The organism is Brevibacillus thermoruber 423 (assembly GCF_000454065.1).
Taxonomy (GTDB): domain Bacteria; phylum Bacillota; class Bacilli; order Brevibacillales; family Brevibacillaceae; genus Brevibacillus; species Brevibacillus thermoruber.
In genome coordinates this window covers 248,018-271,366 of record NZ_KE695651.1, presented here as the reverse complement: position 1 = coordinate 271,366, position 23,349 = coordinate 248,018, and the positions used below count along the sequence as shown (strand labels likewise).

The following is a 23,349-nucleotide window of genomic DNA, read 5'->3' as shown; positions in this document are numbered from 1 at the left end:
GCCTTTAGAACATCAGGATGACGACCAGCAGGCCGCACAGGAAGCCGAGGCTTTTGTACATCTTTTCGTATCGCCCTTGCTCTGCGCGCGCCTCTTCTTCCAGTCCGCGCAGGTGGGTGACGGCGAGGCGCAAATGTTTCTGCTGGTCTTCCCGGTCGGACGAGCCGAGAACCTGCCCCAGGCTGCTCAACACCTCGCGTTCCTGCCTGCGCAGCGCTGTCTGCGGCCAGTGTGCGCCGATCGCCTGCTGGAGGGCTTCTTCCGCCGTCTGGGCCCGCTCGGTGATCAACAGCTCGGCCGCGGTCAAAAACAGGCGGCCCACCTCCGCCGGTACGCGATGACCGATCTTGACGAAGGCACGGTGCAGGGGGGTCAGACCGTACACGATTTCCGTCTCCAGCATCTGCAGGGCGACCAGCAGGGCACGAAGCTGCACGGGACGAAACGCGTAATAGCGGCCGATCTGCCAGCCTACCATGGAAGCGGAGAACAGGATCAACACGGCGCCGATCAGCTTAACCATGCGATTTTCTCCCTTTCCACACGAGTCAGGCCGCCGTCGTAGACCGCTTCGACCGTCCCCACGCCGTTTGCCCTGCTGAGCACGATGTAGCGGGAAAACGCGCCGTACTGGATCAACCTGCCCAGCGTCGGGCGCTGAGCCACTTCGCTGACGTCGGCGCCGTGGGCGGTGCAGATGACGGCTACTCCGGCGTGGATTGCCTCCCACACCGCCTCCCCGTCTTCCGTCCGGCCGATTTCGTCGACGATCAGCACATCGGGCGACATGGAGCGGATCAGCATCATCATCCCGACCGCTTTGGGACAAGCATCCAGCACGTCGGTGCGCGGTCCGACGTCCCGCTGCGGCACGCCGTTGAGGCAGCCGGCCAGTTCGGAACGCTCGTCCACAATGCCGACTTTTCGGCTGGACGACCATTCGCTGCCGTAGCTCAGGGAGCGGGCGATGTCGCGCAGCAGCGTCGTTTTGCCGCACTGCGGCGGAGAAATGATCAGGGTGTTGTGCACGCGGCCATTCTCGAACAGAAACGGGAGCACGCTGTGCGCCGCCCCTTTTTTCTCGCGGGCGATGCGGATGTTGAAGCTGGTGACGTCGCGGATGCCTTTCACTTCTCCCTTCTCCAGCACCACTTTGCCGGCGATGCCGATGCGATGGCCGCCGACGACGGTGATGTATCCCCGCTTCAGCTCTTCCTCGAGCGCGTAAAGAGAGTGATGGCTCACCTGGTTGAGCAGCTTGACCGACTGCTCCTCCGAAAAGATCCACCCCTGTCTGGCGTTGGCGGTTAGCTGTCCGGAAGGCGTCACATAGCTGGACTGCTGTCCGTAACGTATTTCCATCGGCTGATTTTGCCGCAGGCGTATCTCCTCCAGATGCTCTCTGACGGCGGAGGGCAACGCTGTCAGAATGCTGCGGACGGACGCCGGCAAAATCGCCATGATCTCCTTCACAATCGTCCCCTCCTTTTGCGGCCGGCGGGTGGCGCCAGCCTTTGTCCACTTTGACTTACCTCCATCCTATGCGGCCATGGACGAGTTTTATGCCAAGAAAAAACGCCTGCCGCGGGGCAAGCGCCGAGCGGCAGACGTGCGTGCGCGCGCAGACATGACAAGCCTGGCTGGCCGGAAATCCGGCCGTGGGGCCCGCATGTCTGCCGGGATCGCTGTTCTCATGTCGGGTTGATCGGCTCGTACACCGCTTCGTCGAGGTACGGCTCGACGATGTAGTGGTGGTACCCTTCGTCGTCCACGCCTTCGTGAAAAAAGAGGACCTCCCGGCAAGAGGGACACTCAATGGCGTGCGATGACGTCACGTGATCCCGCCCCCCTGTCTCGTACAGATAAGCGTCCTCATCATCGTCGAGATCGGCGAACGCCTCGTACGCTTCCCGCTCTTCCGCGGCGCAGTCCCCTACGGTTTCGTACAGGTTCTCATCGTCGCCGAACAGGTACAGCTCCACGTCTTCCAGGTCTTCGTCGATGGCCTCCGCGTAGCGCTCCGCTTCTTCCACGCGGGCGTGCAGCTCGCGGAACGCACCGTAGATCTCGTCGACCAGTTCGATCATCTCCGCGAGAATCTTCCCCTCGCGGCTGTGCTCCTGAACGTCCAGTCCGTCCGCCAGTCCGCGCAGATAGGCGATGCGGTTTTCCAACGCTTCCAACATGATGGGGTTCCCTCCTCTACCGGTGCTTGCCCTATTGTTCCCGAAAGACGGTCCGGTTACCAATCCAATTGGCCGCCGTGTCCGCTCACCTGCGCACGCCGATGAAGATGCAGACGACGCCGAGGAAGATCCAGGCGATTTTGGCAAAACTGATCCGGTCCGACATGCCGATCAATCCGACGGTCGTGGTCGTCAGCATCACCAGCGGTCCGACGATTGCCAGACTGGAGTTGATCAGCAGGGCCTTTTCCACCTGGTTCACCTTCAAGATCAGCAGGGCCGCCAACAGTTCAAGCGTTCCGGACATCATCCTGAGCGCAGCCATCCCGAGTATCGCTTTTTCCCACATCCAGCCTCGTCCTCCCTCCTCGTTCTCACTCTATGCCCGTCCCCGCCGGTTTCATCACACCTTTGGCTGGGCAATCGCCTATGGGCGGTCGGCTCACTTCTTTTCGTCCGCCTACATACACTGAAGCAAACGCCTAGAAGAAATGAGGAAAACGCCAATGCTAGACAGCGACATCCCATTCTGGCCCGCGAGCTGGGCTGATCCGTTCGGCGAGCGGCAAACCAAGCCGCGCTCCCGCGGATTGACCATGGTCATCGACAAAGGGCTTGGGCTGAACACCTTTCATGACCTGATGGAACTGGCCGCGCCGCATATCGACATTTACAAACTGGGGTTTGGCACCTCGACGCTCTATCCCGCCGGCGTCCTGTACCAAAAAGTGGCGCTCGCCAAGGCACTGGACCTGCACATCATGCCGGGCGGCACGCTGTTTGAAATCGCCATCCGGCATTCGCCGCCGGAGACGTACATGGCCCGGCTGCTCGACCTCGGTTTCAACGCGGTGGAGATTTCCGACGGAACCTTCCCGCTCTCCGCCGACATGCGCCGGCGGGCAATCGCCGCTGCGGCAGACGCGGGGTTGACGGTATACACGGAGTTTGGCAAAAAAGCGGCCCATTTCCGGGCTGAACGCGACGATCTGCTGCGCACGCTGGAACAGGATGTGCGCGCGGGAGCCAGCTACGTGATCGTGGAGGCGCGGGAGAGCGGAACGGTTGGCGTGTTTGACGGCAAGGGCATGGTGGATCACGCGTTTTTGCAGGAGATCGCCCAGGCGGCCGGCGACCATGCCGGGCGGCTGATCTGGGAAGCGCCGCAAAAGGAACAGCAGGTGGCCTTGATCCGCGCCCTGGGGTGTGACGTCAATCTGGGAAACGTCGCCTATACGGACATTCTCGCCGTGGAGACCCTGCGCCGGGGGCTGCGGGCGGATACGGCGGGCTTTCTGGAGGGGAGGAGGACCGCTCCATGCGAATAGCGGTGGTGCCGACCGTGGAGGAGATTCGTTTTGATCAAATCAGCAACCGCGTGGTCGTGGTGATCGACGTGCTGCGTGCCTCCAGCACGATCGTTACCGCTTTGGGCAGCGGATTTCATGCGGTCGTCCCGGTGGAGACGATCGGCCAGGCCCACGCGCTGCGCTCGGCCGGCAGCGTTCTTGCCGGCGAACGGCACTGCCGCAAGATCGCCGATTTCGACTGCAGCAATTCGCCGACCGAGCTGTCCCGACAGCCCCACGCCGGACGGCAGCTGATTCTCACCACGACCAACGGCACCCGCGCGATTCAAAAAGCCGAGCGGGCCCAGGTTCTTGTCATCGGCTGTTTTTTAAACGCCACCTCCTGTATCCAGTACGCCCTGTCGCACAATCTGGACATCACCCTGTACTGTGCCGGCACCCGCTCCGAGTTCGCCCTGGAGGACGGACTGGCGGCCGGCCTGATGATCCACACGGCACAACAAATGCGCCCCTACATCCAGGTGTGTGACCTGGGGGAGGCGCTGAAAGCGGGCTATCTGTACGTATGCGGCCGGCTGGATGAGGTGATGGCCCGCACCACCACAGGCAAGCGGCTGATCCAGCACCACTGCGAGGAGGACCTCCGCTTCTGCTCCCAGATCGACCGCTACCGGCTGGTTCCGGTGGTGAAGGATCGACGCATACTCTCCCACCTTGTCTCATAAAGTGTAAGCAGAACAGGGACAGGGGTTTTGATGCCGATGATGCCAGGAGAAGTGATGCTTGTCATCCTGATCGTGATTGGGTTGCTCGGACGATCGCCGATTATCGCCACGGCCGCCAGCATCCTGCTGGTGCTGAAACTGACCGCGCTGGAGCGATTTTTTCCCACCGTCGAACGGCGCGGGCTGGAACTGGGCCTGCTGTTTTTGACCATCTCCGTGCTGGTGCCGTTCGCCAGCGAAAAGATTTCCTGGCGGGACGTGACGCCGCTGTTTACGACGGTAATGGGCCTGCTCGCCTTGGCGGGCGGCGCCGTCGCCACGTGGATGAACGGCAAGGGCCTCGACCTTTTGCGCGCCGAGCCGCACATCATCGTCGGCCTGGTGATCGGCTCCATTTTCGGCATCGTCTTTTTGCGCGGCATCCCTGTCGGTCCCCTGATGGCGGCGGGCATTACCGCATTCGTTCTGAAGCTGTGGGAGTGGTTTGGCGGACGGTCGTAGCCGTCCGCTATTTTGGTTCGGGCGGATCGTCTCGGGGCAGATGGCACGGCGGTACGGTGACAGGTGTATCAGGCCCATGTCTTCGACAGCGCAAAAAGGCTGTACCCCGTTCGGGTACAGCCTCGCCTGCGTGTATGCGCGTTTACGCGCGGGAAACGTATTGTTCCGTGCGCGTGTCGATGATCAGCTTGTCGCCTTCTTCGACGAACAGCGGCACGTTGACCACGAAGCCGGTTTCCAGCGTCGCCTTTTTCGTCACGTTGGACGCGGTGTCGCCTTTTACGCCCGGCTCGCACTCGGTCACCACCAGTTCAACCGTGTTCGGCAGTTGAATACCGATGGTCTCACCGTTGTACTGCATGATCTGTACGTTCATGTTTTCCTTGAGGAATTTCAGTTCGCGCTCAATTTGCTGACGCGTGAACGTGATCTGCTCGTACGTCTCGGTATTCATGAAGGTGTACTCGTCACCGCTGTTGTACAGATACTGCATGGTCGACGTTTCAATGCGGGCCGGGTTCACCTTTTCGCCTCCGCGGAACGTCATTTCCGTGATGTTGCCGTTGCGCAGGTTGCGCAGCTTGGAACGGACGAACGCCGCCCCTTTCCCCGGCTTCACGTGTTGGAATTCGATCACCTGATAAATGTTGCCATCCACTTCGATGGTCAAACCAGTACGAAAGTCGTTCACAGAGATCATGGTAGTCCTCCCAAAATCAATCAATAACACAACTAGTATAAATTAGACGGGCAAAATGAGCAACTCTTTCGTCGAGGTTGTCAGTACCTCATGGCCGTCCGCCGTGATCAGCACGTCGTCCTCGATGCGCACCCCGCCGAGGCCGCTGATGTAGATGCCCGGCTCCATCGTGACCAGCATGCCCGGCTCCAGCACGAAGGGACTCACCGCGGACAGGTTGGGCAGTTCGTGAACTTCCACGCCGAGCCCGTGACCCGCGCTGTGTCCGTACGCGTCTCCATAACCGGCGGCAGTGATGATCTCGCGCGTAACAGCATCCGCCTCTTTGCCTGTCACGCCCGGTTTCAAGGCCTCCACGCCGGCGATCTGGGCGCGCAGGACGATGTCGTAAATCTCCTTCAGCTTGGGATCCGGTTCCCCGACGGAAAGGGTGCGGGTGATGTCGGAGTTGTACCCTTTGTAGGCCGCACCGAAGTCCAGCGTGACCATTTCGCCCGCCTGGATGACCTTCTCGCTGGCTCGCCCGTGCGGCAGCGCCCCGCGCACGCCGGAAGCCACAATGATGTCAAACGCGGCGGCCTCCGCACCCCGTTTGCGCATGAAAAACTCCAGCTCCAGAGCCACGTCCACCTCGCGGACGCCCGGTTTGATATAGCCCTGAATGTGCTGGTACGCCTCGTCAGCGATGCGCACCGCTTCGCGGATGATCGCCAGTTCGGAAGCGTCCTTGTACATGCGCAGTTTTTCCATCAGGCCGCTGGTCGGCACAAGCTCGACACCGTCAAACGCCTTGCTCCATTCCTGATAGGTGCCGAACGACACACTGCTTTCAAAGGCAAGCCGCTTTACGCCCGCATCCTTCAGCACCCGGGCGAGCGCTTCCACCGGTTTGCGTTCGTTGTTGACGACACGAAAATGGGGCGCCTGCTCCTGCGCCTGTTCGATGTAGCGGAAGTCGGTGACGAGGAATGCCTCTTTTTCCGTCACGATCACCCAGCCGGTGGAGCCGGTAAAGCCGCTCAGATAAAACCGGTTTTCCTTCTTTTCCGTAATCAGCGCATCCGCGCCGAGCTGCGACAAGGCGTCGCGAAGTCTCTCAAGCCGTTGGTCCATGACCCTCTCCCCTTCGTTTTTCGTTCTTCCGTGCCCTTATCCCCGCGTCAGTTTGCGGACCAGTGCGCGCAGCGCCCATTCGTACCCGTCCGTTCCCAGTCCGACCACCTGTCCCAGCACCACCGGCGCAATGACAGACTGATGGCGGAACGGTTCGCGGGCGTGCACGTTGGAGATATGTACCTCGATGGCCGGCAGCGCCACCCCCGCCAGCGCGTCCCGCAGCGCGTAGCTGTAATGGGTGAAGGCGCCGGGATTGATCACGATGCCGTCGTGCACCCCTTTGGCCCGGTGAATGGCGTCGATCAAGACGCCTTCATGGTTGGACTGGCAGTGCTCCAGCCTGCCGCCCAATTCCTCCATCACTTTTTCCAGCCGAGCCAGCACGTCGTCCAGTGTCTCTCTTCCGTACACGTCAGGTTCCCGCTTCCCCAAGAGGTTGAGGTTCGGGCCGTTCAGCAGCAGGACGGATACCATCGTCCATTCCTCCCCAGTGTGAAATCAATCGAACTCCTCTTTGTAAAAAGATTTTTACTAAAGAGATATTTTACCACACACAGGAAGGGCTTGAACAGCGTCAGGCTTTGTCAGACCGCTCCAGCGAGATCGTCATCCCGACAAACAGGCCGAACGACAGGTACCAGGCCAGTTCGGTGCTGAGCGTCGCTTGATTCCAATTGCCGATGCGAAAGAAAAACCCCGCCACGGCCAGCAGGATCAGGCCGTACAGCAAGCCGATCCACCACAAGCGGATCCTGCCGAACACAAGTGAATACACCATCACGGCCAGGAACGTCTCCACAAACAGCACCAGCGTCCCCAGCCCGATGCCCGCCCAGGAGTTTGCCCTCGCCGTGCCGAGAATCGGCCGGGCGAACGCTTCCACGCCGTATGGTGTGAAGTTCAGATAATGGGCGGCCGCGCGGACCAGCCCCCACAGAACCGTACCCCAGAAAGCGACTTCCGCCATCTTGGCGAACGGCAGCGCTTTTGTCCCGCCCTGCTGCCCGGCCGACAAGCCTGCCGCGCCCTGCTGTTCCGCCTTTTGCGTCTTGGTTGCGTCCATGTGCATCACCTCAGGTGTAGTATGCGCCGCGGTCCCGGTTTTCACTAATTGTTGACATTTGAAAGGCAGCGGGTGAACTGCTTGTAGCCTGCGCGGTCCGTTTCCGGTACAATATGTGGTAAGGAAGGTGATAGGATTGGCGCAGCAAAACGTACCCAGTTACGGCGGGCAGGCCGTCATCGAAGGCGTCATGTTTGGCGGCAGACGGGTGACCGTCACGGCCATCCGCAGGAAAAATCAGGAGATTGAGTATTACGAAGCTCCGCGCTCGGAATATACATGGGCAAACACCTTGAAAAAAATCCCCTTTGTCCGCGGGATCGTCGGCTTGATCGAGGCCAGCGCAAACGGAGCCAAACATCTGAACTTCGCCTCCGAACGGTACAGCATGGAATCGGACGACGACGTGTACGAAGGCCCGTCCAGGCTGCAAATGGTGCTCGGCGTGGCGGTGGTCGGCGTACTCTCGTTCTTGTTCGGCAAGTTCGTCTTCACGCTGGTGCCGGTCTTTCTCGCCCAGTTTTTGCTCGGGCAGTGGGTGCCGGCGGGGATTCCCCAAAACCTGGCGGAAGGCGCGATCAAACTCCTGCTATTGCTCGGCTACATCACAGCCATCGCGCAGGCTCCCTTGATCAAGCGTCTGTTTCAATACCATGGAGCCGAACACAAGGTGATTAACGCCTTTGAATCCGGGGTAGAATTGACAGTAGAGAACGTGCAAAAATTTTCCACCCTGCACTACCGCTGCGGCAGCAGCTTTCTGATCTTCACGGTGATCGTCGGGGTCATCATCTACTCGCTGTTCACCTACGAAACGCTGTGGGATCGCGTGGTGCAGCGCATCGTTCTCCTGCCTCTGGTGATCGGGGTGTCGTACGAGGTGCTCCAGTGGACCAACAAATGGCGCGATACACCGGTCCTCCGCTATTTGGGCTACCCGGGGCTGTGGCTGCAAAAAATCACGACCCGCGAACCGGACGACAGCCAGGTGGAAGTGGCGATCGCCGCGTTTCTCAAAATGCGGGAACGGGATCAGGTCGCAGGCGAAGAGCGATTGATCTCCGCCGGATAACGTGAGGCATATTGAAAACCATTGAGGTGAAGCCCTATGTTACGCCGCATTCCCCCCATCATCGTCGCGTTGCTGCTGTTGGCCGCCTACGGCTTTCTGAGGCAGGTCATCGACAATCCTGTCGGCACCTTGATCGTGATCGGCTTGTCCGTGCTGCTGTTTGTGGCGGTGCGAAACTACCTGCGAAGCGGCTCGGTTTTCTCCTCCGCCTATCGGCACAAACAGGCGAAGCCGAAAACCGCACCGCGCCCGTCGATGAAAAAGTCGTCGCCGGCAGGCCGCAAAAACCACCCGTTCCGGGTAATTGAAGGAGCCAAAAGCAGGGCAAAGGATAAGCAGGACGAGAGCGACCCGCAGAACCACATCTCGCAGTAACAGCAGGCAGAACACTCCTACCATATTCGTTTTTCAGACCGTTTTTCGTCAAAACAGGCCGCCTATACGAGGCAGCCTGTTTTTTCGTTTGGCGCAGGCGGTATGCTGCGAAACACTTCGACGTACTGCTCGAAGTTCCATTTGGCCAGAAACTGCCGGGCCGCCTCCTCCCCCGAACGAAGCAGGGACGCGCGCAGCTCGGGCGAGAGGCCGAACTGCGTGGTCCGCACCCCCAGCGTGGGAATGAAGACCGTCCGCACCGCCTGCGCCCTCTCCACATACAGCCGGTCGTGGGCGTCCAGCATCGTGGTGATCAGACTGCGGGTGAACGAAAAAAGTCCCCGGATCCGGTACGGTTCCCGCTCCACCCGTTTGCCGTGCAGCCGAAACCCGATCGTCGGCCAGCGCGGTTTTCCGGGAACGTCGAACAACCAGACCGGATAGTTGCTCAGCAGCCCGCCGTCCACGATATAGTGCGGTTCCCCGTTCTGCTCCAACCGGACCGGCTGAAAGAAATACGGGAGCGAGCACGACATGCGGACGGCCCGGGCGATGGGGAATTCTTCCGGGACGATGTCAAACTGGACGAGATCGTCCGGCAGGACCAGCATTTTTCCCGCCGTGATGTCGGACGCGATGATCCTGAGCTTGCCCGGCGGCAGGTCCCCGAAGGTGTGGATGCCTTTTCTCCTCAACAATTCGTCCATAAACCGCTCAATCCGGTTGGTCCGGTACATTCCCTGCCGCACCATCAGTTCGTACAGGGGGCCGATGACCGGCAGCCGTCCGATGCCGCGCCGCTCGAGAAAGTGCAGATAGTCGAGCCGCTCAAACACGGGCCTGATCTCCCCGCTCTTGTAGCCCGCCCCGAGCAGAGCGGCGACAAACGAGCCCGCCGACGTGCCGGCCAGGTTCGCCCACGTATAGCCGTGCTCCTCCATCACCTGCAGCGCCCCGATAAAGGCGATCCCTTTCACCCCGCCGCCCTCAAACACCGCGTCCGCCTTCATGCCCTCACCTCCCCTTTCCTCCTTATCAAATATAGGGAGATGGCTTGTCGATTACGACAAAAAACGCAAGCCGGTCAGGCTTGCGTCTGTGCAGTGCGATCTCTATGATTCGGCTATTCTTCCTTTTGCTCGTCTTCCTGTCGAATGCGGCGCAGCTCCTCAATACGCGACGGGTCGGCATGAAAATACTGGACAAGATACTCCAGGCAGGTGATCGACTCCCAACTGAGATGGTGCTCGATCCCTTCCACGTCCTGATAGATGTGCTCCTCGTCCACGCCGATGACACGCATGAACTCTTCCAGCAGACTGTGACGGTCCACCAGACGCTTGCCGATTTTTTTGCCTTTCGGCGTCAGCACCAGGCCGCGGTACTTTTCGTAGACCAGGTATTTGTCTTTGTCCAGCTTTTGGACCATCTTGGTAACGGATGAGGGATGCACTTCCAACGCTTCCGCGATATCGGAGACACGGGCGTAACCTTTTTCTTCAATTAAGCTGTAAATGCGTTCCAAATAGTCTTCCATACTGGGAGTTGGCATGTGGATCCCTCGTTTCCAAACGGTATTTCTGGTGAGAAGAAAAACCTTTTGTGGCCAAGGCTTTTCAAAAGCACGTAAAAACATAATACCGTGGAAAGCGCAACGGTTGCAAGAAAAACCTGCCTACTGCGGCTGTTTTTCCGCGTTCATCACCCGCACGTACCGCACCAGTTCCCGGCCGAGCGTCTCCATGCGTTCCTGCAGGCGCGGATCTTTCAGCGTCCCGTCCGGCGCGAACGCGTTGTAGGCGCTGGGGACACTCGGGCTGGACGGCAGGGGCCAGGCGTGCAGATTGCGCATGATCACCTGCAGGGTGTTTACCGTATTGGTCGCGCCCATGCCGCCTCCCGCCACGCCGAGAATGGCCACCTGCTTGTCGCGCAAATGGCGCCCTTCCAAAAAATCGAGCGCGTTTTTCAAGGCGCCGCTGATGCTGCCGTGGTACTCCGGCGAGCCAATCACCAGTCCGTCCGCTTCCGAGACCTTTTGCACAAAACGGTGCACCGTCTCCGGATACGTGGAGGCGTCATCGCGATTGTCGTAGATCGGCATCGGCCATTCGGCCAGGTGGATCAGTTCCGTTTCCGCTCCCGCTTCCCGGGCGGCCTTCAATACGATCTGTACGGCCAGTTTGGTTGTCGATTGGGGGTTCATGCTTCCGGCAATGCCGACGATTTTCATGTCATTCACCTCGGATGGCAGTCGTTGTCAGGGGTACCTTCAGTATATCCATTTTTTGATAGTTCGTAAACACATATGTATCATTAATCCCCCAGTTCTGAACAAGCCTCCCTGGCTCATACATTGGTACCAATATGACGAATTGCATGACGCATGAGCTGCTCTTGGTTTCCACGCTGGGTAAAGGATGATGTGCAATGGACAGAAGCGCATGGCGAATCGCCGTACTGTTCGCTGGAGCCGCGCTCGGCGGTTCGTATTTCAGCGGTTATGAATGGCTGCGCTTTTTTGCCTATTACGGCTCGTGGGGGACGATTGGTCTCGTCGCCGCCAGCATCGGACTGGGGTGGACCGGCTGCCGTGTGCTGGTCACCTGCCATCGCGAGGGGGTTCGTACGCTCCACGATCTGCTCTGGCAGTGGTTTGGCCCCCAACTCGCTCCCGTCCTCTCCGTGCTGATCCACCTCTCCCTCTTGGCGTACGCGGGAGCGTCAGCGGGCATGCAGGCGGCTCAGCACGCGGCTGGTTCGTGGAGCTGGCTGTTTGTGCTTGCTCCCCTGCTCCTCGCCGTGGTGTTTGTCGCCCAGGGGTGGACGGCGATCCTGCGGGGTACAGCCGCCTCGCTCGCCGCCGGACTGCTGCTGCTCGCGTTTGTGTTTGCCGAACAGCGCCACGTGCCGATCCCTTCACTCGGATACCAGCTCAACTTCCTGTGGCTGATCCAAGCCGTGCTGTACCTCTCCCTGCACTTTCTGGTCTGTCTGGTCGTCGTCCTGCCGCTTGCCACCCGTGCGCCCCGGGAGAGTACCATCCGCGTGGGCGTGATGGCGGGCACGCTGTTCTTTTTCTTCGCCACCCTGCTGGGACAGGCGATCCTGCTGGCCTACTGGCACGACGTCCACTCCGCCGCCCTGCCGCTGAAGCAGATTCTGACTTCCCTGCTGCCGTTTGCCGACCTGCTGCACCTGTTGTTGGCGCTCGGACACGCCGGCCTCATCCTGGGCGCGCTCGTCTACGCCATGGCCGTGCCCGTGGCGGTGCGCCACGATCTGCACATGGGGCCGCTGCTGCTGGCGATGCTGGCCGGGGCCAGTCTGTTCTCCCTGCTGCCGCTGGTGAGCGGCACGGCTGCCCATCTGGCCGCAAGCAGCGCCACGTACTGCGGACTTTTGCTGCTGGGGCGCCTGCTGTGGAAAGACAGGCCGCCGCGTCCTGAACCGCCCGGGTGAGCGGAACCCACCGCATCATCCGGCCAAGGCGGGGAGGATGACGTCGACCGTCGTTCCCTGTTCCGGTTCGCTTGTGATCGCGATCCGGCCGCCGTGCTCCTCGATGATCCTGCGGCTGACCATCAGGCCCAGTCCGGTTCCCTTTTCCTTGGTGGTGTAAAAGGGCTCGCCCAGGCGCGGAATCCGTTCCGGGTCGATGCCGCAGCCCGTATCCTTGATCCTGATCCGCACCTCGCCTTTGTCAAGCGCTTCCGCCTCCACCCGGAGGTGTCCCCCGTTCGGCATTGCTTCGATGGCATTTTTGCACAAATTGATGAAGACTTGCTTCATCTGGTTTTCTTCGCAGGTGATGGGCGGCAGCTTCTCCGCGATCCGGGTGTGAATCTGGATGTTGTTCAGAATGGCCTGGCTGTCCAGGAGCGAGAGCACGTTTTTCAGGATGCTGCCCACTTCGCGCTGCTGATACTTGACCGCCTGCGGCTTGGCCAACAGCAGCAGTTCGCTGACGATCAGGTTGATCCGATCCAGTTCGGAGAGCATGATCCCGCAGTACCGCTTGTCTTCGGCGGACGACTGCATCAACTGGATAAAGCCGCGCAGCGCCGTCAACGGGTTGCGGATCTCGTGGGCGATCCCCGCCGCCAACTGCCCGACGGCAGACAGCATGTCCGACTGGCGGAGCAGTTCTTCCGCCCGCTTTTTCTCCGTGATGTCGCGGGTGACGATCATAAAACTGATCACCCGTCCCGTCTCGTCCACGATCGGCTTGCAGCGGGATTCCAGGTGGACCCAGTGGCCGCCGCTGTGCAGGAAGCGGAATTCGACCGCCGCCATTTCCCTGGTTTGGCGGATGTCCGCAATCGCCTGCCGGACGGATTCCCGATCGTCCGGATGAATCAGTTTCAGGCAGTCGTACACCCGCTTGTACTGATCGAGCGGATACCCCAGGATCGATTCATGCGAAGGAGACATGTAGGTCACCGCGCCGTTCTCCTCGTACACGCAGATCATGTCGGTCATGTTCTCGGCTATCAACCGGTACTTGGCTTCGCTCACCCGCAGGCGGTGCTCCACGCGCTTTCGTTCGGTAATGTCCCGCGCGCTACCGGCAATGCCGATCACCTTTCCCTCGACGTCGTAGATCGGCGCCATCGAGAGCGAAACGTGCAGGGGCCGGCCGCTTTTGTGAAAACGGATGGTCTCCAGGCCGATGATGCGCTTGCCGTTCAGCACCTGTTGATGGTAGTAGTCGGCTTCTTCCTGCAGATGCGGGGGGATGACCGGCAGCGGACGGTCGATCAGCTCTTCCTCGCTGTAGCCAAAGATGATTTCCGACGCCTGGTTGACGCGCTTTACGCGGCCGTTGATGTCGATCAGCGAGATGGCGTCCGGGGTTTGCTGCAAAAAGGACTCCAGCAGTTCCTTCGTGGCCAGTCCGTCCAATTCCGCCCGCTTCTGGTCGGTGATGTCCCGCCCCAGCACCAGGAGGGCGGCGTATTGGGTCAGCGCATCCACGACCGGTACCTTTAGCATGTCAACGTAGCGTGCCGAACCGTCCGGCTGCACAAACACCTCGACGCGGCGGAGCGGTTCTCCCGTTTGAAAGACGAGTTCGTCGGTTTCGCGGCAGCCGCACAGACTTTGCCGGTAGCGGTCCGTCCCGGCCACCAGGTTGGGAGCGGCAAGCCGCTCGCCAACAAAGAATTCGCTGGCCGCTTGATTGACGTATAAAAGCTCGCCCGTTTTGCTCTTGATGAAAAGGAGGTCCGGGATGGCGTCGAGATATGTGCAGAAGCTGCGCTCCCGATAGCGCGCTTCCTGTTCCAGTTGCCGGACGCGCCGCAGCAGATACAAGACGAAAAGGAACGCCGCCAACGCCAACGCCGCCAGTACGCCGAACAGCAGCCTCCCGTTGAGAAGGGAAGACAATACGGGCCAGTTTGACGCGGTGAGAACCGCCAGGGCGACTACCGCCAAGAAAGAAGGAAACAGCGCGAGAGTACCAGTTTGCTTCATATCGACCTCCGTTACCGATGTACATCTCCTGTATCGCTGAAGGGAACGTTTCTGTATTCGGAAATTTCCGATAAATGGAACGACGACTGCTGCAGACCCGGATGCACCGAGGACGCGTCCACGCGAACGCGTTGCCGTACCGGATCGAGTCTCTTTCTCCGCCGAGGCTCTCTCTGATCCACGCTTTGTCAAAACAGAATGGGTGAATTTTTTAACATCCGTGAAAATTATACCTCTTTCAAGATAAATCGGCCATTCCTTACCATTCGACAGTTTGTGACAAGCGGCTGCCGGAAGGCCAACGAAAAGCGCCCGCGGCGAATAAACCTGCGCGGGCGCTGCGTGCGTTTTCCATGATGGTTCGCTTCTCTTTACCGTCCGGATCTGGCAGCGGGTCTGCCCGCCGGATACGCCGGGGTCTGTCCGCCGGCAATCTCGCCGACAGCGGCGAGGACGACTTGCACCGCACGGCTAAGCCGCTCCCGGCTGATCCTGTCCACGGTGTCCTGCGGATGCTCCCGCTGCTTGTCGGCGGGAACAGGAGCGACGAGCGCGGCGGCGGGAATCCCGGCGCGGGCAAACACGATCGGTTCTCCCTCTCCGCCCGCCTCGCTCAGTCGGGTGCCGGAAAAAACGGCCCCCGCCCGCGCAGCCAGGTCGGCCGGAAGGTTTCGCTGTCCGTCCGCTGTAACCGCCGTCAATTCCCCCGCGTCCGCGCTGCCGACCCCGTTGAGGCAGAACGCGGCGACGATCTGCTGCTTCTCCGCTTCGGACAAGGAGCGCACGTAGGCAGCGGTCCCCTGCGCCCCGTCGAAAGCCGCTCCCAGGCTGACGAAACGGACTTCGGTGTCAATCGCCTGGTCTGCCAAAAGGCGGGCTGTCTCCAGGAGCACGGCCACTCCGGAGGCTCCCTCGTTGGCGCCCGGCGACGCCGGCAGCGAATCGTGGCGGGCGGTCACCAGTACCGTTTGGCCCGTGTTTGCGCCGTCCGGCTTTCGCGCGGCGATCAGATTGTACGACGTGCGTCGGCTGGTCACGCCGCCGGACACGTTCAGCTCGGCGGACACCTTTCCCTTTTCCAGCAGACGCTGACGCAGGAGTTCCCCTTCCGTTCGCGGGAGCAGCACGACGGGTACGGCCATGTCGAGCGGTTCCTCCAGGGGTTCGCTCCACGCTCCGTCGGCGTCGTTGACGAGAATGGCTCCCACCGCCTTGGCTGCCGCCGCGTTGCGCACCTTTTCCCCCAAGGGGATCTCCCCCCGCCGGATCAGGACGATCTTTCCCTCCGCCTGTATGCGGCTCAACTCCGCCGCCGTGCCTCTCCCGGCGTCAACGATCTCGCCTGCCGCCCTGCCGTTGGGTCCGTGCGTCAAGGCGGTCACGTTCCACCTGCGTTCGGGCCAGTCGGCCGTGCGCAAGGAGAGCTGCGTCGGCTGGCGGTACACGTAATAGGCAAACGGCTGCAGCCTGGTCTCGTACCCGTACAGGCGAAGCTGCTCTTCCACATAGACGATGGCGGCAAACTCCGATTCCGTCGCCGCCGCCCGCGGCAGACGGGACAGACGCTCAACCCGGCCGTACAGGCCGTCGGCGTCGATCTGATCCTGCAGTCCGGCCGCCGCCCCCGCCGGCAGCGGCAGATTCAAGCTGATGGCCAGCATGGCGCCCAACGTCCATCTGCAAAACGCCCTCATGGCATTCTCCCTTCGCAACGCGTTCGTTTCTTTTTATTATGGGCAGGGGCAGGCGCCAGCGTCTAGTCAGAATAGTTTGTCAAATACAGGCACATGCCGTCATCGGGCGACAGCATTTGTGGACCAACCGCAAAATCAAATTGACCCTTGTCCCCCGGTTTGGTAAGGTGGAAGTAGAATCCATCAACCGCTCGACGCGGATTTTCCGGTCCGCCGCCGGTGGCTGTATGTTTGCGGATGGTTTCTGCAAACCAAAAAAGACATAATATTTGTGTAATAGTGAAGGAGGATTTCGCCATGCTGTATGTGGATGGCAAATGGGTCGAGGCTGACGAACTGGCCGTACACCCGGAAGACCGCGGCTACAACTTCGGAGACGGGATATATGAAGTGGTCCGCATTTACAAAGGGAAAATGTACCAGTGGGACGCCCACTTGACCCGTCTGTTCCGCAGCGCGCGGGAGATCAAGCTGGACCTGCCCTGGACGGCGGCGGAACTGACCGACATCGCCCAGCAGTTGATCGCCAAAAACAACCTGACGACGGACGATGACGCCACCCTCTACCTGCAGGTGACGCGCGGCGTCGCTCCTCGCCTGCACGATATCCCGAGCGGCATCCGGCCGGTCATCATGGGATTCGTCCGGCGCAAGGAACGCCCGCTGGCCGATATGAAAAAGGGACTGACCGCCAAACTGGTGGAAGACATCCGCTGGCTCCGCTGCGACATCAAAACGCTGAACCTGCTCGGAGCCGTGCTGGTGAAGCAGTACGCCAAGGACGCCGGCGCCCAGGAATCCATTTTGCACCGCAACGGCATCATTACCGAGTGCAGCGCCTCCAACCTGTTTGCGGTCAAGGACAACGCCCTGTACACCCACCCCGCCGACCATCTGATCCTGCACGGCATCACCCGGCAAACCGTCATCGACCTGGCAAAGGCAAACGGCATTCCGGTGCATGAGGAGGCGTTTGACATCCAGTTCCTCAAGCAGGCGGATGAGCTGTTCCTCTCCAGCACGACGGCGGAAGTCATGCCCATTGTCGCCGTGGACGGCCAACCGGTTGGCAGCGGCCAGGTAGGCCCGATGGTGCAAAAACTGCAGCAGTTGTTCGAGCAGCACATCTATTCCGAGGTGCTCGTGTAATCTCTCGTGTAATCGCAAGAAGCATTCCTTGCTTCCCCTGCGCCGCATCATCGCGAAAGGGACCCTGAACATTTCGAATCTGCGTAAGTGAAACGGCTATCTGTATCGGATAGCCGTTATTTCTTTGTATCTTTGGAACGGAAGACATCTGTCGGCAGATTGTCCCCGTTGCCGTCAAACATCACCTTAGCGGTAAATGGCAGCGCTGCGAATGCTTTTAGGCAACAAATTTGAAGAAGAATGCTATTCTTGAACGCCCATTGGTCACCACACGCGGTGATGGGAAAAGTAAATGGATCTCTTGCACAAAGACTGGAAATCGCCGATAAAGAATACTCCTTAAAGGACATCATTTATTTGAAGTAATCAGCCACTTTAATATAATTTGGGGTTTTTTAACAGGAAAATGATAAAAGGATGGGATGATGATACCGAATGAATCTGATCGTTTTCTTGTGGTGGATGTCAGGCATTCTCTCTTTAGGGGTTCTATTTTTTGCAATCATTGCACAGTCAGTGCTTTGGACTTTAATCAGCGGTGCGCTGTTTCTTCCAATTGCCTATTACTTCGGAGGAGCCGAAAATGCTTTCCGATTCATTGGATTGATTCCATTGATTCATATCGTCCTGGCCTGTGTGTTCTTTTGGATGAAAAAACGAAACTAGTCAAAATCAAAGTGAAAAAGCTGGGAAATCCCCAGCTTTTTTCGTGTCAATAGAGGTTATGACCCCTATACAGATCCCGTGCATCACCGGAGCCGTAAACATCGCGCTCAAAGCATATGAATGGGTTATGGCAAAAAAGACAGGTATATCCGCAATCGTCCATTTGTTTACCTGTTTTCCTCCGGCGAAAAACCTGTCCGTCAGCGGCGGAAGTTCCACTCGTCGGCGGCGTAGCGGGTACGGACCAGTTCTTCGGCCAGTGCCGTTTCTTCGGGCGTCAGCTCTCCCGGAACCAGTTCCACCTCCAGACCGGATGCGAATCCGTTGCGGAAGGCTTCCACAGCCTCCTGCAGGCCGATGGGCCGGGGGTTTACCTCGTTGATCGTCACCGCCTTTTGCCGGAAGCTCTCCATCATGCGCTGCTTCACCCGCTCGGACGGGAAGTTGAGCAGCGAAAAGAGCAGCTCGACGTCCATCTCCAGGAGAATCGAACCGTGCTGCAGGATCACGCCTTTTTGCCGCGTCTGGGCGCTGCCCGCCACCTTTTTGCCCTCCACCACCAGTTCGTACCAGGAGGGGGAATCAAAGCAGGCCGACGAGCCGGGCGAGCTGTACTTTTCCTTTTCCTCCTCGGTGGCCAGCGAGACCATCTCCGCGCGCAGGCCGAGCCGCTGAAACCCGTGCAGGAGGCCCATGCTGATCACCTTGTACGCTTCCGTCACGCTGGACGGCATCTTCGGATGGCTTTCCGAAACGACGACGCTGTAGGTCAGCTCCTGATCGTGCAGGACGGCCCGTCCCCCGGTCGGACGGCGGACAAAGCCCAGCCCGCGCTCACGCAGCGCCTCCAGGTTGATCTCCTTGGCCGCCTTTTGAAAGTAGCCGATCGACAGGGTCGCCGGATTCCACGTGTAAAACCGGACGGTCGGCGGTACCTTTCCTTCGCTGTGCAGTTGCAGAATCGCCTCGTCGACAGCCATGTTCATGGCCGGCGGCATGGCTTCCGTGACGATAAAACGCCATTGTTCCATAGTTCGACCTCCTCTTGCCCCATCCATTGTACGCCGCCGGCAGCCGGGACGGCAAGGGACGGATGGGCTGTCCGCGGCTGGCTAGCGGCCGGCCGCTGCTTTGATCACCCCAAGCAGCCGGGACAGGGGATCGCCCAGTTCCGCCTGTTCCATCCGCCGCGCGAACTCCCCACGCTTGTCGGCCACACGCTGGACGGCAGCCAGAAAGGCCGAATCGCTCCAGCCTTTTTACGCGACGACAGCCCACGCAAAGCGCACGTGATTGCTCGCCTGAAAACCGTCCGTCCGGCTCTGGAAATAGCGTTCCTGGATGTCGGACGGGCTTGCGTTTTCATGAAGACGAAGCCCCACACGTTCCAATTCAACAGCCAGCGTTAACGGGTCGAGGGTCGTTTTCATCGGCTCGCCGATCTTTCGCAGCCCCTCCCGCATCTCTTTCATGTGCGGCGTATCTTCTTCCGGCACAAAGTAATCGAAAATCACCGCACTGCCCGCGGGGGCCATGTCGGCAATGGAACGAAGCGTTGCGAACACTTCGTCTCGCGTCAAGTACATGGTGACACCCAGCCAGCTAAAAAAGCTTTTCGTCTGCATGTCGTACGACGTTCCCCTGAGTGCATCAGCCAGACTCTCCTTTGTGAAATCCACAGGCACAAAGTGGAGATGTGACGGGATGTCCCATTTCAATTCAGCCAGCCGATTGCGTTTGAAGGCTTGCGTGGCGGGGTGGTCTACTTCAAATACCTGCACCTGGCGCAGGAGATCGGGACGGCGAAACGCAAACGTATCCAACCCGGCCCCGAGTATTACATACTGCCCCACCCCTTGTTGTACCGCCAGCTCAAGGTTGTCTTCCGCATATCGTGAGCGGCTGAGAACATGAGGCAGCCCCATGGCCTGCAATAACGACCGCAAGGGGGCTGCCGCCTGGCCGGAGCGTGCCAGGCCGCTTTCCGGAACGGGAATCTGGAGAGCCTTGGCCAATCCCTGTTCAATGAGGGCACGCCTTTCCTCTGGTATCAACTGGAAGGCGAGAAAGTCATCAAAAATTTTAGGGGTGTCATTCATGGCATGGTAGGCGCGCAAGTAGGCGGTCATGATCGCGGTCAGACTGACGTGGTCTTCTTTCATGGGCATCTCCTCCTTGTAAAGCCGATCTCCCAGGGAATGGAAAGATGGCATTTACAAAGAAGTATACCAAACCCACAGTATATTTCAATCGTTAAATTTTAATCATATCACAAAATTAAAGTTTTGTCAAGGTGTGTCTCTCAGAAGAAGATCGTTCTCATGATACGCATGAACAGCCGGCTGCATGCTTTTCATTGAACGATTTCCCTGATTAACCGTCGGCCCAGGTCCTCTGCCTGTGATTTTCGCAACCTGCCGGGAGACCTCCTCATGGCGAACCGTATGGGGGCAAAGCGAAAACCGCCCGAAAAAAGCGGGCGGTTTCAATCGGTTACGCTTGTTCCGGCTGGTAGCGGAGGATCGGCTTGCGAGCTGCCGTCGCTTCGTCGAGACGCTTCACCACGGTGGTGTGCGGTGCTTCCTGGACGATTTCCGGGTTTTCTTCGCACTCGCGGGCGATCTGCAGCATGACGTCGATAAACTCGTCGAGCGTTTCCTTTGTCTCCGTCTCTGTCGGCTCGATCATCAGGCATTCGTCGACGATCAGCGGGAAGTAGATCGTCGGCGGGTGGTAGCCGAAGTCAAGCAGACGCTTGGCGATGTCCAGCGTACGGACGCCCAGCTTTTTCTGGCGGACGCCGGAGAGGACAAACTCGTGCTTGCAGACGCGGTCGTACGGCAGCTCGTAGGCCTGGGCCAGCTTTCTCATCATGTAGTTGGCGTTCAGCACGGCGTTTTGCGATACCTGCAGCAGCCCTTCCGGCCCCATCGTGCGGATGTAGGCGTAGGCGCGGACCAGGATGCCGAAGTTGCCGTGGTAGCCTTTCACCCGGCCGATGGACTGGGGACGGTCGTTGTCCCAGTAGTACGTGCCGTCCGCTTTTTTGCCCACGATCGGGGCCGGCAAAAACGGCTCCAGAATCTTTTTCACCCCGACCGGACCGGCGCCGGGACCGCCGCCGCCGTGCGGGCCGGTAAAGGTTTTGTGCAGGTTGAGGTGGACGACGTCAAAGCCCATGTCGCCCGGCCGGGCAATGCCCAGAATCGCGTTGGCATTGGCTCCATCGTAGTACAGCAGGCCGCCCGCTTCGTGGACGATCCGGGCCATTTCCACGATGTCTTCCTCAAACAGGCCGAGCGTGTTCGGGTTGGTCAGCATCAGCGCCGCCGTCTCCGGGCCGACTGCCTGGCGCAGCGCTTCGATGTCCACCAGGCCGCGCTCGTCGGACGGAATCGTCACCGTTGTCAGGCCGGCGACCGCCGCGGAAGCCGGGTTGGTGCCGTGGGCGGAGTTGGGCACGATCACCTTCGTGCGCTGATGATCGCCGCGGCTCTCGTGGTACGCGCGGATCATCATCAGCCCGGTCCACTCGCCGGCCGCCCCCGCCGCAGGCTGCAGGGTTACCGCGTCCATCCCGGTGATTTCCGCCAGGTCATTCTGCAGGTTGTACATCAGCTCCAGGGCGCCCTGGACGCTTTCTTCCGGCTGATAGGGGTGGGTTTGGGCGAAGCCCGGATAGCGGGCCACGTCTTCGTTGATTTTCGGATTGTATTTCATCGTGCACGAACCGAGCGGGTAAAACCCGTTGTCCACCCCGTGGTTGCGGCGGGACAGCTCGGTGTAGTGACGCACGAGCTGCAGCTCGGACACCTCCGGCAGTTCGGCCGGCGTCTCGCGGATCAGATGCTTGGGCAGCAGCGCGGCCACGTCGGCTTCCGGCACGTCGAGCGCCGGCAGGTTGTAGCTCACGCGGCCCGGTTTGCTCAGTTCAAAAATGAGTGCTTTGTCCTTGTCGTTACGCACGTGTGATCGCCTCCAGTTCCTGCGCCAGCGTGTCGATTTCGTCTTTCGTCCTCAGCTCCGTGACGGCGAGCAGCATGTGGCCGGCCAGTTCCGGGTAGGCGAGGCCGAGGTCGTACCCGCCGAGAATGCCCTTCGCGAGCAGCGCTTTGTTCACCTCTGCGACCGGTTTGGACAGCTCCACCGCAAATTCGTTGAACATCGGCGCTCCGAAGGTAATCCGGAATCCCTTCGCCTGCAGCGCCTGCTTGGCGTAGTGGGCTTTTTGCAGATTCATCATCGCCATCTCCTGCACGCCCTGCTTGCCCAGCGCCGTCAGCGTGATCGACGCGGCCAGCGCCAGAAGCGCCTGGTTGGAGCAGATGTTGGAGGTGGCCTTTTCGCGGCGGATGTGCTGTTCCCGCGCCTGCAGGGTCAGGACAAACCCGCGCTTGCCGTTTTCATCCTTCGTCTGGCCGACTATTCGTCCCGGCATTTTTCGCATCAGCTTGGCCGTGGTGGCGAAATAGCCGCAGTGCGGTCCGCCGAACGAAGCCGGGATGCCGAACGGCTGCATGTCGCCGGTGACGATGTCGGCTCCCAGCTTGCCCGGCGCTTCCAGCACGCCGAGGGAGAGCGGGTTGGCGGAGACGACCAGAAGCGCTCCTTTGCCGTGCGCGATCGGCTCGACGGCCGCCAGGTCTTCCACGCCGCCGAAGAAGTTGGGGTACTGGACGATGACCGCAGCGGTCTGTTCGTCAACCAGCGCCTCCAATTCCGCGAGATCGGTCACGCCGTCGCCGGTGAAGCCCGCTTCGATCAGCTCGACGCCTTGTCCGTAGGCGTACGTTTTCAGCACGCTGCGCGCCTCCGGATGCACGGCCCGGGAGACGACCACCTTTTTTTTGCCGGTGTGGCCGGCCGCCATCATTGCTGCTTCGGCGAGCGAGGTGGCGCCGTCGTACATGGAGGAGTTGGCCACCTCCATCCCGGTCAGCTCGCACACCATCGTCTGGAATTCAAAAATGGCCTGCAGCTCCCCCTGGCTGATCTCCGGCTGGTACGGCGTGTAGGCGGTGAAAAACTCGCCGCGCAGCAGCATGTGGTTGACGACGCTGGGGATGTAATGCTGGTACACGCCGGCGCCCAGGAAGTTGACGTGGGTGCTGAAGTTGGCGTTCTTGCTGGACAGCCCCTGGAAATAGCGGACCAGCTCCGGCTCGGAGAGGGCTTCCGGGATGTTCAGGCTCCCTTTGAAGCGCACCTCTTCCGGGATGTCGGCAAACAGTTCATCCACGCTGGAAATGCCCAGCGCTTCCATCATTTCGCGCTTGTCCTGATCGGTCTGCGGCAGGTAACGGTATTTCACGTG

Annotated in this window: 25 protein-coding genes; 8 read left to right on the top strand and 17 right to left on the bottom strand. The window is 60.0% G+C overall.

Annotated elements, in window-relative coordinates; all coding sequences use genetic code 11:
• Window positions 1-4: 4 nt before the first annotated feature.
• From spoIIIAB to M516_RS0112710, 4 genes are all read right to left on the bottom strand, one after another.
• Window positions 5-523, bottom strand: coding sequence for a stage III sporulation protein SpoIIIAB (gene spoIIIAB, locus M516_RS0112725; protein ID WP_029099459.1), 519 nt, complete (start codon window positions 521-523; stop codon window positions 5-7).
• Window positions 511-1,473, bottom strand: coding sequence for a stage III sporulation protein AA (spoIIIAA, locus tag M516_RS0112720; RefSeq protein WP_029099458.1), 963 nt, complete (start codon window positions 1,471-1,473; stop codon window positions 511-513). Before spoIIIAA ends, spoIIIAB begins: the two co-directional genes overlap by 13 nt.
• Window positions 1,474-1,691: 218 nt before the next feature.
• Window positions 1,692-2,186, bottom strand: coding sequence for a CD1247 N-terminal domain-containing protein (locus M516_RS0112715; RefSeq protein WP_029099457.1), 495 nt, complete (start codon window positions 2,184-2,186; stop codon window positions 1,692-1,694).
• Window positions 2,187-2,271: 85 nt separating this feature from the next.
• Window positions 2,272-2,535, bottom strand: coding sequence for a YqhV family protein (locus M516_RS0112710; RefSeq protein WP_029099456.1), 264 nt, complete (start codon window positions 2,533-2,535; stop codon window positions 2,272-2,274).
• Between the two features lie 157 nt (window positions 2,536-2,692).
• Here M516_RS0112710 and comA point away from each other — a divergent pair, with 157 nt between their 5' ends.
• Genes comA through M516_RS0112695 form a run of 3 tightly spaced genes read left to right on the top strand, consistent with a single transcriptional unit; the run spans window position 2,693 to window position 4,722 of the window.
• Window positions 2,693-3,514 carry a phosphosulfolactate synthase gene (gene comA / locus M516_RS0112705; RefSeq protein WP_029099455.1) on the top strand — a complete coding sequence of 274 codons (822 nt, stop codon included), beginning with the start codon at window positions 2,693-2,695 and terminating at the stop codon, window positions 3,512-3,514.
• Window positions 3,505-4,221 carry a 2-phosphosulfolactate phosphatase gene (locus tag M516_RS0112700; RefSeq protein WP_029099454.1) on the top strand — a complete coding sequence of 239 codons (717 nt, stop codon included), beginning with the start codon at window positions 3,505-3,507 and terminating at the stop codon, window positions 4,219-4,221. The genes comA and M516_RS0112700 overlap by 10 nt, the downstream gene beginning before the upstream one ends.
• A 36-nt stretch (window positions 4,222-4,257) precedes the next feature.
• Entirely contained in the window at window positions 4,258-4,722 is a 465-nt protein-coding gene (locus M516_RS0112695) for a DUF441 domain-containing protein (protein ID WP_029099453.1), read from the top strand.
• A 142-nt stretch (window positions 4,723-4,864) separates the two neighbouring features.
• On the opposite strand, the gene efp is transcribed toward M516_RS0112695, so the two are convergent.
• From efp to M516_RS0112675, 4 genes are all read right to left on the bottom strand, one after another.
• Window positions 4,865-5,422: an elongation factor P gene (gene efp / locus M516_RS0112690; RefSeq protein WP_029099452.1), complete on the bottom strand. Its 558-nt coding sequence runs from the start codon at window positions 5,420-5,422 to the stop codon at window positions 4,865-4,867.
• A 42-nt stretch (window positions 5,423-5,464) separates the two neighbouring features.
• Window positions 5,465-6,535 carry a M24 family metallopeptidase gene (locus M516_RS0112685; RefSeq protein ID WP_029099451.1) on the bottom strand — a complete coding sequence of 357 codons (1,071 nt, stop codon included), beginning with the start codon at window positions 6,533-6,535 and terminating at the stop codon, window positions 5,465-5,467.
• 36 nt (window positions 6,536-6,571) lie between these two features.
• Complete coding sequence (gene aroQ / locus M516_RS0112680) at window positions 6,572-7,012, bottom strand: type II 3-dehydroquinate dehydratase (protein WP_029099450.1); 441 nt, start codon at window positions 7,010-7,012, stop codon at window positions 6,572-6,574.
• Between the two features lie 100 nt (window positions 7,013-7,112).
• A complete protein-coding gene (locus M516_RS0112675; RefSeq protein WP_035289698.1) occupies window positions 7,113-7,601 on the bottom strand; it encodes a YqhR family membrane protein in 489 nt (162 codons plus the stop codon).
• A gap of 136 nt (window positions 7,602-7,737) precedes the next feature.
• Between M516_RS0112675 and M516_RS0112670 the strand changes: the two genes are divergently transcribed.
• Window positions 7,738-8,673 carry a DUF1385 domain-containing protein gene (locus tag M516_RS0112670; RefSeq protein ID WP_029099448.1) on the top strand — a complete coding sequence of 312 codons (936 nt, stop codon included), beginning with the start codon at window positions 7,738-7,740 and terminating at the stop codon, window positions 8,671-8,673.
• Window positions 8,674-8,709: 36 nt separating this feature from the next.
• A complete protein-coding gene (locus M516_RS0112665; protein WP_029099447.1) occupies window positions 8,710-9,048 on the top strand; it encodes a hypothetical protein in 339 nt (112 codons plus the stop codon).
• A 62-nt stretch (window positions 9,049-9,110) separates the two neighbouring features.
• On the opposite strand, the gene M516_RS23450 is transcribed toward M516_RS0112665, so the two are convergent.
• The 3 genes from M516_RS23450 to M516_RS0112650 all read right to left on the bottom strand — a co-directional run bounded on the left by M516_RS23450 (window position 9,111) and on the right by M516_RS0112650 (window position 11,281).
• The gene (locus M516_RS23450; protein WP_035289695.1) at window positions 9,111-10,058 is read right to left on the bottom strand and encodes a patatin-like phospholipase family protein; all 948 of its coding nucleotides are present in this window, start codon (window positions 10,056-10,058) and stop codon (window positions 9,111-9,113) included.
• A 113-nt stretch (window positions 10,059-10,171) separates the two neighbouring features.
• On the bottom strand, window positions 10,172-10,600 hold the full coding sequence (gene mntR, locus M516_RS0112655) for a transcriptional regulator MntR (protein ID WP_029099446.1): 429 nt from the start codon (window positions 10,598-10,600) through the stop codon (window positions 10,172-10,174).
• Between the two features lie 123 nt (window positions 10,601-10,723).
• Complete coding sequence (locus M516_RS0112650) at window positions 10,724-11,281, bottom strand: NADPH-dependent FMN reductase (protein ID WP_029099445.1); 558 nt, start codon at window positions 11,279-11,281, stop codon at window positions 10,724-10,726.
• Between the two features lie 197 nt (window positions 11,282-11,478).
• On the opposite strand from M516_RS0112650, the gene M516_RS0112645 reads away from it, so the two are divergent.
• The gene (locus tag M516_RS0112645; protein ID WP_029099444.1) at window positions 11,479-12,510 is read left to right on the top strand and encodes a hypothetical protein; all 1,032 of its coding nucleotides are present in this window, start codon (window positions 11,479-11,481) and stop codon (window positions 12,508-12,510) included.
• A 15-nt stretch (window positions 12,511-12,525) separates the two neighbouring features.
• Here the strand turns inward: M516_RS0112645 and M516_RS23445 are convergent, their stop codons facing one another.
• Both M516_RS23445 and M516_RS0112635 read right to left on the bottom strand, forming a co-directional pair.
• Window positions 12,526-14,526 (bottom strand): PAS domain-containing sensor histidine kinase, encoded by a 2,001-nt coding sequence (locus M516_RS23445; RefSeq protein WP_051188212.1) that lies wholly within the window; start codon window positions 14,524-14,526, stop codon window positions 12,526-12,528.
• Window positions 14,527-14,897: 371 nt separating this feature from the next.
• Complete coding sequence (locus M516_RS0112635; RefSeq protein ID WP_029099443.1) at window positions 14,898-16,220, bottom strand: M28 family peptidase; 1,323 nt, start codon at window positions 16,218-16,220, stop codon at window positions 14,898-14,900.
• A 297-nt stretch (window positions 16,221-16,517) separates the two neighbouring features.
• Here M516_RS0112635 and dat point away from each other — a divergent pair, with 297 nt between their 5' ends.
• Together dat and M516_RS0112625 are read left to right on the top strand one after the other, a co-directional pair.
• Window positions 16,518-17,369 (top strand): D-amino-acid transaminase, encoded by an 852-nt coding sequence (gene dat, locus M516_RS0112630; RefSeq protein WP_029099442.1) that lies wholly within the window; start codon window positions 16,518-16,520, stop codon window positions 17,367-17,369.
• A 435-nt stretch (window positions 17,370-17,804) separates the two neighbouring features.
• Window positions 17,805-18,035 (top strand): hypothetical protein, encoded by a 231-nt coding sequence (locus M516_RS0112625; RefSeq protein WP_029099441.1) that lies wholly within the window; start codon window positions 17,805-17,807, stop codon window positions 18,033-18,035.
• Between the two features lie 200 nt (window positions 18,036-18,235).
• Here the strand turns inward: M516_RS0112625 and M516_RS0112620 are convergent, their stop codons facing one another.
• The 4 genes from M516_RS0112620 to gcvPA form a co-directional block, all read right to left on the bottom strand.
• Entirely contained in the window at window positions 18,236-19,066 is an 831-nt protein-coding gene (locus M516_RS0112620; RefSeq protein WP_029099440.1) for a lipoate--protein ligase family protein, read from the bottom strand.
• Window positions 19,067-19,294: 228 nt separating this feature from the next.
• Window positions 19,295-20,197, bottom strand: coding sequence for a class I SAM-dependent methyltransferase (locus M516_RS0112610; protein WP_029099439.1), 903 nt, complete (start codon window positions 20,195-20,197; stop codon window positions 19,295-19,297).
• Between the two features lie 331 nt (window positions 20,198-20,528).
• Window positions 20,529-22,001: an aminomethyl-transferring glycine dehydrogenase subunit GcvPB gene (gene gcvPB / locus M516_RS0112605; protein ID WP_029099438.1), complete on the bottom strand. Its 1,473-nt coding sequence runs from the start codon at window positions 21,999-22,001 to the stop codon at window positions 20,529-20,531.
• On the bottom strand, window positions 21,994-23,346 hold the full coding sequence (gene gcvPA, locus M516_RS0112600; RefSeq protein WP_029099437.1) for an aminomethyl-transferring glycine dehydrogenase subunit GcvPA: 1,353 nt from the start codon (window positions 23,344-23,346) through the stop codon (window positions 21,994-21,996). The genes gcvPB and gcvPA overlap by 8 nt, the downstream gene beginning before the upstream one ends.
• Between the last annotated feature and the right edge of the window lie 3 nt (window positions 23,347-23,349).

Bases quoted from the DNA above. Each gene is read 5' to 3' on its own strand.
- spoIIIAB (WP_029099459.1), bottom strand. From the start codon at position 523: ATGGTTAAGCTGATCGGCGCCGTGTTGATCCTGTTCTCCGCTTCCATG.
- M516_RS0112715 (WP_029099457.1), bottom strand. From the start codon at position 2,186: ATGTTGGAAGCGTTGGAAAACCGCATCGCCTATCTGCGCGGACTGGCG.
- M516_RS0112710 (WP_029099456.1), bottom strand. From the start codon at position 2,535: ATGTGGGAAAAAGCGATACTCGGGATGGCTGCGCTCAGGATGATGTCC.
- comA (WP_029099455.1), top strand. From the start codon at position 2,693: ATGCTAGACAGCGACATCCCATTCTGGCCCGCGAGCTGGGCTGATCCG.
- M516_RS0112700 (WP_029099454.1), top strand. From the start codon at position 3,505: ATGCGAATAGCGGTGGTGCCGACCGTGGAGGAGATTCGTTTTGATCAA.
- M516_RS0112695 (WP_029099453.1), top strand. From the start codon at position 4,258: ATGATGCCAGGAGAAGTGATGCTTGTCATCCTGATCGTGATTGGGTTG.
- efp (WP_029099452.1), bottom strand. From the start codon at position 5,422: ATGATCTCTGTGAACGACTTTCGTACTGGTTTGACCATCGAAGTGGAT.
- M516_RS0112685 (WP_029099451.1), bottom strand. From the start codon at position 6,535: ATGGACCAACGGCTTGAGAGACTTCGCGACGCCTTGTCGCAGCTCGGC.
- aroQ (WP_029099450.1), bottom strand. From the start codon at position 7,012: ATGGTATCCGTCCTGCTGCTGAACGGCCCGAACCTCAACCTCTTGGGG.
- M516_RS0112675 (WP_035289698.1), bottom strand. From the start codon at position 7,601: ATGGACGCAACCAAGACGCAAAAGGCGGAACAGCAGGGCGCGGCAGGC.
- M516_RS0112665 (WP_029099447.1), top strand. From the start codon at position 8,710: ATGTTACGCCGCATTCCCCCCATCATCGTCGCGTTGCTGCTGTTGGCC.
- M516_RS23450 (WP_035289695.1), bottom strand. From the start codon at position 10,058: ATGAAGGCGGACGCGGTGTTTGAGGGCGGCGGGGTGAAAGGGATCGCC.
- mntR (WP_029099446.1), bottom strand. From the start codon at position 10,600: ATGCCAACTCCCAGTATGGAAGACTATTTGGAACGCATTTACAGCTTA.
- M516_RS0112650 (WP_029099445.1), bottom strand. From the start codon at position 11,281: ATGAAAATCGTCGGCATTGCCGGAAGCATGAACCCCCAATCGACAACC.
- M516_RS0112645 (WP_029099444.1), top strand. From the start codon at position 11,479: ATGGACAGAAGCGCATGGCGAATCGCCGTACTGTTCGCTGGAGCCGCG.
- M516_RS23445 (WP_051188212.1), bottom strand. From the start codon at position 14,526: ATGAAGCAAACTGGTACTCTCGCGCTGTTTCCTTCTTTCTTGGCGGTA.
- M516_RS0112635 (WP_029099443.1), bottom strand. From the start codon at position 16,220: ATGAGGGCGTTTTGCAGATGGACGTTGGGCGCCATGCTGGCCATCAGC.
- dat (WP_029099442.1), top strand. From the start codon at position 16,518: ATGCTGTATGTGGATGGCAAATGGGTCGAGGCTGACGAACTGGCCGTA.
- M516_RS0112625 (WP_029099441.1), top strand. From the start codon at position 17,805: ATGAATCTGATCGTTTTCTTGTGGTGGATGTCAGGCATTCTCTCTTTA.
- M516_RS0112620 (WP_029099440.1), bottom strand. From the start codon at position 19,066: ATGGAACAATGGCGTTTTATCGTCACGGAAGCCATGCCGCCGGCCATG.
- M516_RS0112610 (WP_029099439.1), bottom strand. From the start codon at position 20,197: ATGAAAGAAGACCACGTCAGTCTGACCGCGATCATGACCGCCTACTTG.